Source organism: Sphingomonas bacterium, from assembly GCF_903643065.1.
GTDB lineage: Bacteria > Pseudomonadota > Alphaproteobacteria > Sphingomonadales > Sphingomonadaceae > Sphingomonas.
Window position 1 is genome coordinate 1 of sequence record NZ_CAHJWX010000461.1, and the last position, 2629, is coordinate 2629.

Here is a 2629-nt window from a genome sequence, read left to right on the forward strand (position 1 = left end):
CGACCAGCCGCCGCGCCCATCGACGGTCGCGGTCAGCGGCGCCTTGAGCCCGGCGAGCGTCGCCACCGCGCCGCCGACCGGCGCGGCGAGCCGGAGCTTGACGTCGAGCTTGTCGTCGTCGGGGACCGCATCGAGCACCAAGTGGAGCGTGTCGCCGCCCGCGACGCCCGCCGCGCGCACCGCGCTGGCATCCACCGTCAACTGCGCGCGGCGATCGGCGATATGGGTCTGGCCGTCGATGCCGACGATGTGCGTGTCGCCGGTCACCGGCCTGGCGATGACAAGGCGGCCGACATGGAGCCGGTTCACGTCGATGTCGAGATCGGGCAGCGTCGGCGCGTTGGGGTCCACCGGCTCGGTCGAGGGCTTGAGCGCGGGCTTGCGGGCGAGCGTGACGAGATCGGTGTCGAGCGCGCGGACGTCGACATGGTTGCGGATGAACGCGAACGGCCGCCAGTCGACCGCAAGACGCGGGCTCGTCAGGAACACGCCCTTGGGGTCCGCGACGCGGACGTCGGACAGCACCATGCGGCCGTAGAGCGAGCCGTCGATCCGCCCGACCTTGATGTTGAGCCCCGACGCGGTGGTGTAGCCGCCGATCTGGTCGGCGACGAAGCGGCGGCCGGGATCGGTGTTGATCCCGAACACGACGATCAGCAGCAGCACGAGGAGCGACAGCAGCGCGATGCCGAGCCATTTGAGGATGCGCCGCCACAGCGGGCGGTGACTCACATCCGCCATCAGAAAGCCTGCCCAAGCGACAGATATAGCGCCAGTTTGCTGTCGCCCTTGCGCTTGTTCAGCGGCGTCGCGGCATCAATGCGGAAGGGACCGAAATTGGTGTAGAAGCGCCCGCCGATACCCGCGCCGAAGCGCAGGTCGGAGCCCTTGGGAAAGCTGCTCTCATAGGCGTTGCCCGCGTCGATGAAGGGCACGATGCCGAAATTGCCGAACCGATAGCGTGCCTCCACCGCGCCTTCGTTGAGCGAGCGACCGCCGACGGGATCGCCGTTGGGATCGAGCGGCCCCAGCCGCTGAAAGCCGTAGCCGCGCACCGAGCCGCCACCGCCGCCATAATAGCGGCGCGACGGCGCCAGATCGTCGCGGTCGATGCCCAGGATCGAGCCCGCGCGCAGCCGCCCGGCGAGGATCAGACTGGACGACACCGATTTATACATCGTGCCTTCCAGCATGGTGCGCACGTAAGGGCGCGCCGAGCCCTGGATCGAGCCCTCCGGGCTGACGTTGAGGCGGAGGCGATAACCCTTGGTCGGGTTGAGCAGATCGTCCGAATGATCGAACTGGAACTGCGTCGGCAGCGCGGCGATGCCATAGGTGCGCCGGACGCGCTCGCCGCGCGCGAAATCATACATGCTCTCGTTCGTGCCGGTCAGCTCGCCGCCGTAATAATAAGTGAGCCGCTTCTGCCAGATCGGCGTCGAGTCATAGCTCCAGCGCGCGGACAGCGTGAAGGTGTCGGCGCTGAACGCATCATAGCTGCTGTGGTTCGCCGCCGCCGTCGCGCTGAACGTCCGGTCGCGCTTGCCGGCGTTGGACCGGCGGAAGGTGCCGGACAGCCCCTGTTCCTGCGTGCCCGCGACCAGCGACGCGATCAGCGCGCCCTCCGGCGCGAACAGGTTGCGGTGCGTGTAGGTGCCCTCCAGCCGGAAGCCCTGGCCGGTCGAATAGCCGGCGGTGCCGCCCAGCGAGCGTGGCGGCCCCTTGGCCTGGGTGACGAGCAGGTCCACCGCCTCCGTCCCGTCCGGCCCCGTCCGGCCGGTCCGCTGCGGCTGCACGGAGAGCGACGAGAACAGGCCGGTGGCATTGAGCGCATCGCGCAGGTCGTCGGTCTTGCCGCTGTCGTAGAGCTGGCCTTCCTTGAAGCGCGGGAAGACGTTGAGGTGGTCGAGCCCGAACACCGGGTCGCCGGCGGTGACGAGGCGGCCGAACGACGCGCGCGGGCCGGTGTCGACGGGCAGCGTGTAGGCGCCGGTCGGCGTCTTGTCGTCGAGCAGGACGTCGCGGTCGCCGATCTTGAGGAACGGATAGCCTTGATGCGGGCCGACGATCTGGAGATTGGCCTCCGCGCCCTGGATGCGCGCGGCCTCGATCGGATCGCCCGCCTTGAGCGCGAAATTGGCCGTGAGCAGGTCGGTCGGAGTGACGGGGCCGCTCTGGAGCGTGACGGACGACAGGTTGTAGAGCGGGCCGGGCGTCGCGGTGACGGTGGCCTTGTAGCGCGTCGGCGTGCCGGGCGTGGGCGGCGTCGCCTCGATCGCGGACACCGCGCTGCCGTCGTAATAGCCGATCGACTTGAGCAGGCGGACGGCGAGCGCCTCGTCCTCCTTGGCGCGCGCCTGGACCTGGACGCCATTGGCCGCCTTGCCGCCGCCATTGCGCAGCGCCGACAGCGACTTCCACTGCGCGGCGAGGCCGACCTTCTCCAGGCCGTCGATCACCGTGTCGTAGCGGACCTGGGGCGGGTTCTTGTCCTGGATGTCGGCGGCGGTGGCGAGCGGGGTGGTGTCGAAGCCGGCGAGCGGGGTCAGCGGGGCGGTGAGCGCCGGGTCGGCGGCGGCGATGGGCGCCAGCGTGTCGCCGGTCGGCGCGGGGTTGGTCGTGGTGGCGG

The 2629-nt window shown here is 70.0% G+C and carries 1 protein-coding gene and 1 pseudogene; both read right to left on the bottom strand.

Annotated features, from left to right (window positions below; all coding sequences use genetic code 11):
• Positions 1–741: pseudogene (locus tag HUU95_RS13880) on the bottom strand (translocation/assembly module TamB domain-containing protein); the annotation flags it as partial.
• Positions 741–2629, bottom strand: a 1889-nt coding sequence (locus HUU95_RS13885) for an autotransporter assembly complex protein TamA (RefSeq protein WP_174280640.1), incomplete at its 5' end; no start/stop codon positions are given. The pseudogene HUU95_RS13880 and the gene HUU95_RS13885, both read right to left, overlap by 1 nt.